This is a genomic window from Pseudomonas sp. 31 R 17 (assembly GCF_900004915.1).
In the GTDB taxonomy this organism is placed as follows: domain Bacteria; phylum Pseudomonadota; class Gammaproteobacteria; order Pseudomonadales; family Pseudomonadaceae; genus Aquipseudomonas; species Aquipseudomonas orientalis_A.
In genome coordinates, this window is record NZ_CVTN01000055.1 from 1 (window position 1) to 6,797 (window position 6,797).

At 62.2% G+C, this 6,797-nt stretch carries 4 protein-coding genes; 1 reads left to right on the forward strand and 3 read right to left on the reverse strand.

The window, feature by feature from the left end; translation table 11 throughout:
* Positions 1 to 42: 42 nt before the first annotated feature.
* Genes BFP89_RS06925 through rluC form a run of 3 tightly spaced genes read right to left on the reverse strand, consistent with a single transcriptional unit; the run spans position 43 to position 2,656 of the window.
* Positions 43 to 1,026, reverse strand: coding sequence for a S49 family peptidase (locus tag BFP89_RS06925; protein ID WP_065884786.1), 984 nt, complete (start codon positions 1,024 to 1,026; stop codon positions 43 to 45).
* Between the two features lie 21 nt (positions 1,027 to 1,047).
* Positions 1,048 to 1,710: an HAD-IA family hydrolase gene (locus BFP89_RS06930; protein WP_065884787.1), complete on the reverse strand. Its 663-nt coding sequence runs from the start codon at positions 1,708 to 1,710 to the stop codon at positions 1,048 to 1,050.
* Positions 1,697 to 2,656 (reverse strand): 23S rRNA pseudouridine(955/2504/2580) synthase RluC, encoded by a 960-nt coding sequence (rluC, locus tag BFP89_RS06935; RefSeq protein ID WP_065884788.1) that lies wholly within the window; start codon positions 2,654 to 2,656, stop codon positions 1,697 to 1,699. The genes BFP89_RS06930 and rluC overlap by 14 nt, the downstream gene beginning before the upstream one ends.
* 767 nt (positions 2,657 to 3,423) lie before the next feature.
* On the opposite strand from rluC, the gene rne reads away from it, so the two are divergent.
* A complete protein-coding gene (gene rne / locus BFP89_RS06940) occupies positions 3,424 to 6,585 on the forward strand; it encodes a ribonuclease E (protein WP_218061314.1) in 3,162 nt (1,053 codons plus the stop codon).
* Positions 6,586 to 6,797 lie beyond the last annotated feature (212 nt).

A 6,797-nucleotide genomic window follows, 5' to 3' on the forward strand; every position in this document is an offset into this window, starting at 1 on the left:
CAAGCCCCCTCCCACATTTTGATCTGCAGCTGGCTTGAGATATCAGCGCAAGCTCGGGCCCTGGAAGCCCATGTACAGGGCCAGCTTCTCGGCCACGCTGGCACCAAGCTTCTTGGAGAAGCGGTCAAACGGCGATTCCTCAACCGTGAAATCCACCAACTCCTTCTCGCCAACCACATCCCGCGCCACCGAACTGGCGCTGCCCAGGCCGTCGATCAAGCCCAGCGGCAGTGCCTGCTCGCCCGACCACACCAGCCCGGAGAACAGCTCCGGATGCTCCTTGTCCTTGAGCCGATCGCCACGCCCTTGCTTGACGCTGGCGATGAACTGGCGATGGGTAGTGTCGAGCACGCCCTGCCAGAACTGGGTCTCATCCGCCTTCTGCGGCTGGAACGGATCGAGGAACGCCTTGTGCTCGCCCGAGGTGTAGGTGCGACGCTCCACGCCCAGCTTCTCCATGGTGCCGACAAACCCGTAACCGGCTGCCGTCACCCCAATGGAACCTACCAGGCTGGCCTTGTCAGCGTAAATCTGGTCGGCGGCACTGGCGATGTAATAAGCGCCCGAAGCCCCCAGGTCGGAGATCACCGCATACAGTTTGGTGTCCGGATGCAGCGCGCGCAGGCGACGAATCTCGTCATACACATAGCCCGACTGCACAGGACTGCCGCCGGGGCTGTTGATACGCAGGATCACGCCCTTGACCTTGGGGTCTTCGAACGCCGCGCGCAGGCTGCTGACAATATTGTCGGCGCTGGCGGGCTCCTTGTCGGCGATCACCCCGCGCACCTCGATCAAGGCGGTGTACTGGCTGCCACGGGTGGCGCTCTTTTCCATGTCCATCAACGGACTGAACAGCGCCAGTATGAGCAACAGGTAAGTGAAGGTCAGCAGCTTGAAGAAAATCCCCCAGCGGCGCGCACGGCGTTGCTCCTGGACGCTGGCCAGGAGGGTTTTCTCCAGCAGCTTCCAGCTTTTGTCATCAGCGTTTTGCGCTTTTTCCGGCGCTTTCCACTCGTCACTCATGCCATCAACCCCAGCAAAGACTTATCGAGCCCGGCTGAGCCAGGCCTGCAATTGAGAAAAATGATCGATCGTGACCCTGGGCTCGTATGGCTGCAGCGCATCCGCAGACTGGGCGCCGTAGCTGACCGCCACGCTGTCCATGCCAGCATTGCGAGCCATCATCAGGTCGAAGGAGGCATCACCCACCATCAACGCCTCGCGCGGCGATACACGGCAATGCGCCATGATCTGCTCCAGCATCAGAGGGTGAGGTTTACTGGCAGTTTCATCCGCCGCACGGGTGATATCGAAATAGTCTTCCCAGCCGTGCGCCTTGAGCACCCGATCCAGCCCGCGACGCGCCTTGCCCGTGGCGACGGCCAGGTGGTATCCCTCGGCACGAAACGCTTGCAGCGATTGCACCACACCCTCAAACAGCGGCGAAGGCTCAGCCTCCAGCGCAATGTAGTGATCGGCGTAGTGCTCGCGGAAAGCGACCAGCTCAGTGTCGGATATGTACGGATACAGCGTACGAATCGCCTCAGGCAAGCCCAGGCCGATAATGCCCTTGACTGCCAGGTCGCTGCACAACTCAAAGCCCGAGCGGGTCGACGCCATGTGCATCGACTCGACGATGCGGCCAATGGAATTGGCCAGGGTGCCGTCCCAATCGAAAATCAGCAGTTTGTAATCACGGTGCGACACTCAGGCGCTCCACGGTCTTGGCCCACATGTCATCGACCGGCGCCTGCAACTTCAGCTCGCCACCGTCGGGCAGCGGCACGGTCAGCATGTAGGCATGCAGGAACAGGCGCTTGCCGCCCAGGTCGCGGATCTCCCTGGAGAAATCCTCGTCGCCATATTTGGTATCACCGGCGATGCAATGACCGGCATGCAGGGTGTGCACGCGAATCTGGTGGGTACGCCCGGTCACCGGCTTGGCCTCGACCAGGGTGGCGAAGTCGCCGAAGCGGCGCAGCACCTTGAACAGGGTCAGGGCCTCTTTGCCCTCCTCGTCCACTTCCACCATGCGTTCACCGGAACGCAGGTTGCTCTTCTGCAACGGCGCCCGCACGCTCTTGATCGAGCTGGCCCAGTTGCCGCGCACCAGGGCCATGTAGCGCTTGTCCACGCCGTCGCCGCGCAGGGCGGTGTGCAGGTGGCGCAACATGCTGCGTTTCTTGGCGATCATCAACAGGCCGGAGGTGTCGCGGTCCAGGCGATGGACCAGCTCCAGCTCCTTGGCATCCGGGCGCAACTGCCGAAAGGCCTCGATCACGCCGAACGTCAGGCCGCTGCCGCCGTGAACCGCAATGCCGCAGGGTTTGTTGATCACGATGAGTTTGTTATCTTCGAAGACGATCGACGCTTCGAGGCGCTGCAGCAGGCCCTGGGCCAGTGGCACGGGCTCGTCGCGCTCAGGCACGCGAACCGGCGGCACACGGACGATATCGCCCGCCTGCAGCTTGTACTCGGGCTTGATCCGACCCTTGTTCACCCGCACTTCGCCTTTACGCAAGATGCGGTAGATCAAGGTCTTGGGCACGCCTTTGAGCCTGGCCAGGAGAAAATTATCGATGCGTTGGCCGGCATATTCCGGCGAGACCTCGAGCAGCTGGACGCTGGGGGTCTGGGGGGCGGTAGTCGTCATGCCGGCGATGATAACAATTTTTTATGGAATTGAAGCACTTAATCATTGCTGCTATAGTCGCGAACGCCGCCAAAAGCGGCCTGGACAGAGGACTTGCGGCAAACTGCCGGCCCTGACCATCGCAATTCATCAGGACGCGAGGCCGTCCTACGGGGCGTTCGCCACCCTGGAAGGCTTGAGATTGTAACAAGCGCAGGTGACATGAGGCCTGAAGCGAGTGCGGTACGCAGAGTGAATACTCGCGTCCTGCGCCGATATTTACGGCCAGTTCACAAAGTGCAGTCAGTCCCGAGCCAGACCATGGCGAATGCTTCGGAAACAACGCCTGTTAAGAGCTGAGTGAGAGCGCAATCGCCCACACCTAGTCTTGTTTAGCCATGAGCGTGGACTCCCCTTTGGAGAACACGGTAAATGCCAACCCGCTGCGGATTCTGCGCGCGGCAGCACCCGAATTATCAGGGATACGTGTAGGGTGGAGATGCACAACCGTCGGACCGTGTAGCACTAGGCTTATATTTAGACGCTTCATCTCGTCCACAGTCGCCGGTTGATTCCTCCTCCTGACCTTAGCTTTTGTTGAAGTGGTGCCTTTGTCACCACCGCTAACAAGCAGGACGCGTCCGTCGCGATACCCGCCCAATTGGCAGGTTTTGCTGGACACTGGAGTGGCCAACCACTCTTGACGCACCTGACACCGACCGTGAGAAGTCGTGTGTGCCGAACGCCGTTTCCGGCAGCCCGGAAACCGACGGTACAACATGAAAAGAATGCTGATTAACGCAACTCAACCCGAAGAGTTGCGTGTTGCACTGGTAGATGGCCAACGCCTCTACGACCTGGACATCGAGTCCGGTGCACGCGAGCAAAAGAAGGCCAACATCTATAAAGGCCGTATTACTCGCATCGAACCAAGCCTTGAGGCTGCCTTTGTCGATTTCGGCTCCGAGCGCCACGGCTTCCTGCCCCTCAAGGAAATCTCCCGCGAATACTTCAAGAAAGCCCCCGAAGGCCGCGTGAACATCAAGGACGTCCTGAGCGAAGGCCAGGAAGTCATTGTCCAGGTCGAAAAAGAAGAACGTGGCAACAAGGGCGCCGCCCTGACCACCTTCATCTCGCTGGCCGGCCGTTACCTGGTGCTGATGCCGAACAACCCGCGTGCCGGCGGCATCTCCCGTCGCATCGAAGGCGAAGAGCGCAATGAACTGCGTGAAGCGCTGAACGGCCTGATCGCACCGGCCGACATGGGCCTGATCGTGCGCACTGCAGGCCTGGGCCGCAGCAGCGAAGAAATGCAGTGGGACCTCGACTACCTGCTGCAACTGTGGACCGCCATCAAAGAAGCTTCGCTGGATCGTTCCGCGCCGTTCCTGATCTACCAGGAAAGCAACGTGATCATCCGCGCCATCCGCGATTACCTGCGCCAGGACATCGGCGAAGTGCTGATCGACAGCGTTGAAGCCCAGGACGAAGCCCTGACCTTCATCCGCCAGGTCATGCCGCAGTACGCCAGCAAGATCAAGCTCTACGAAGACAGCGTGCCGCTGTTCAACCGTTTCCAGATCGAAAGCCAGATCGAGACCGCCTTCCAGCGTGTGGTCGAACTGCCTTCCGGCGGCTCCATCGTGATCGACCCGACCGAAGCCCTGGTGTCCATCGACATCAACTCGGCGCGCGCCACGAAGGGTAGCGACATCGAAGAAACCGCCCTGCAGACCAACCTGGAAGCGGCTGAAGAAATCGCCCGCCAGCTGCGCCTGCGTGACATCGGCGGCCTGATCGTGATCGACTTCATCGACATGACCCCGGCCAAGAACCAGCGCGCCGTGGAAGAGAAAGTCCGCGAATGCCTGGAAGCGGACCGCGCCCGCGTACAAGTGGGCCGTATCTCGCGCTTCGGCCTGCTGGAAATGTCCCGTCAGCGCCTGCGTCCATCCCTGGGCGAGAGCAGCGGCATCGTCTGCCCGCGTTGCAACGGCACCGGCATCATCCGTGACGTTGAATCGCTGTCCCTGGCGATCCTGCGCCTGATCGAAGAAGAAGCCCTGAAAGACCGCACTGCCGAAGTTCGCGCACAAGTGCCGATTCCGGTCGCCGCGTTCCTGCTCAACGAAAAACGCAACTCGATCACCAAGATCGAACTGCGCACCCGTGCCCGTATCGTCATCCTGCCGAACGATCACCTCGAGACGCCGCACTTCGAAGTCCAGCGCCTGCGCGATGACAGCCCGGAAGCCCACAGCGGCCAGTCCAGCTACGAAATCGCCGCTGCTGCCGCCGAAGTGGAAGAAGTCCAGCCGGCCGCTGCGACCCGCACCCTGGTCCGCCAGGAAGCCGCCGTGAAAACCGCACCGGCCCGCGCCAATGCACCGGTACCGGCCGAAGCGGCTGCTCCGGTGGCTGCACCGGCCGCCCTGCCTGAGCCAAGCCTGTTCAAAGGGCTGGTGAAGTCGCTGGTCAGCCTGTTCGCCACCAAGGAAGAACCGGCTGCCCCGGTTGTGGTTGAAAAAACCGCCACCGAACGCCCGGCACGTAACGAAGAGCGTCGCAACGGTCGTCAGCAGAGCCGCAACCGCAACGGTCGTCGTGACGAAGAGCGCAAGCCGCGCGAAGAACGTGCCCCGCGTGAAGAGCGCGCGCCACGTGAAGAGCGTGCACCTCGCGAAGCCCGCGAAGAAACCCCGGCCGTAGCCCGTGAAGAACGCGCCCCACGCGAAGAACGTGCGCGTACGCCACGCGCCCCGCGTGAAGATCGCAAGCCGCGTGGCGAGCGTGAAGAGCGTGTACGTGAACTGCGCGAGCCTCTGGATGCGACTCCTGCCGTCGCCGCAGCCGCTGCTACTGCTACTGCCACCGAAGAACGCCCGGCTCGCCAGCCGCGTGAAGAGCGCGCGCCACGTGAGGAACGCCAACCACGCGCCCCGCGTGAAGAGCGTCAACCACGCGCCGAACAGGCCGCTGCCGCCAGTGAAGAAGAAGTGCTGACCGGCGAAGAGCAACTGCAGGAAGAGGGCCAGGACAACGCCGAAGGCGATCGCCCACGCCGCCGCTCCCGTGGTCAGCGTCGTCGCAGCAACCGTCGTGAGCGTCAGCGTGATGCCAACGGCAACGTGATCGAAGGCTCGGAAGAAGCCGGCGAGAACGCCGAAGCGGCCAACACCGAACCTACCGGTGCCGACCTGGCTGCCGGCCTGGCCGTGACCGCCGCCGTGGCCAGCTCGACCATCAGCGCACCTGCTGAAGCCCAGGCCCATGAGCAGGCTGAACGCGCTACCGCGGCTGTCGAAGAGACCGCTGCGGTAGAAGCGCCCGTTGCCGAGACCCCAGCGGTTGAAGCACCGGTGGTGGAAGCGACTACCCCAATCGAAACCCCAGTGGTTCCGGAAGTGGAAGTGGCACCGGTTCGCGACGCTCAACCCGTGACCGAAGTGGTTGCCGTTGAAGTCGCCCCGGTCGTCGAGCCTGAGCCCGTGATTGAAGCTGTTGTTGAAGCCGTCGTTGAAGCACCGGCTGTCGAAGAAGCTGCCCCGGTCGTGCGTGAAGTTCGCGAAGAACAGACCGCCTTCCAGTGGACCGCCGAACCTGCCGCTGCGGTTGAAGCGCCCGCTCCTGCCCCCGTGGTAGAAGAGGCTCCGACTCCGGTTGCTGATGTCGTAGTGGCCGAGCCGACCCCGGAGGTCGAACCTGCCCCCGTGGTTGAGCCCGCCCCGGTCGTTGAGCCTGCACCCGCGGCTGAAGCGCCGGTAGTGGCCGAAGTCACTGCTCCGGTGGTTGAAGCTGCACCGGCAAGCGCCCTGACTGAAAACGGCCGTGCCCCGAACGACCCACGTGAAGTGCGTCGTCGCCGCAAGGAAGCCGAGGCTGCCGCCGCTGCTGCGTCGGTAGAGCACAAGGCCCAGGAAGAAGAGCACGAGCCTAAACCCCTCGTCTGATTCCATCGGCCATTAAAAAGCCCCGCCTGAGCAATCAGGCGGGGCTTTTTTTATCGCAAAAATGTGGGAGGGGGCTTGCCCCCAATGGCCATAGGTATCTACACAACGCTGTAGCGCGCAACCGTAACCACGATGCGAAGCGAGTCGCTCTTGATCTTGATCTGCTTTTGATCTTGATCTCAGGCGCCCCGTTAAACCACGCTGGCCGAACG

Coding starts and splice junctions, on each gene's coding strand:
- BFP89_RS06925 (WP_065884786.1), bottom strand. CDS start 1,026: ATGAGTGACGAGTGGAAAGCGCCGGAAAAAGCGCAAAACGCTGATGAC.
- rne (WP_218061314.1), top strand. CDS start 3,424: ATGCTGATTAACGCAACTCAACCCGAAGAGTTGCGTGTTGCACTGGTA.
- rluC (WP_065884788.1), bottom strand. CDS start 2,656: ATGACGACTACCGCCCCCCAGACCCCCAGCGTCCAGCTGCTCGAGGTC.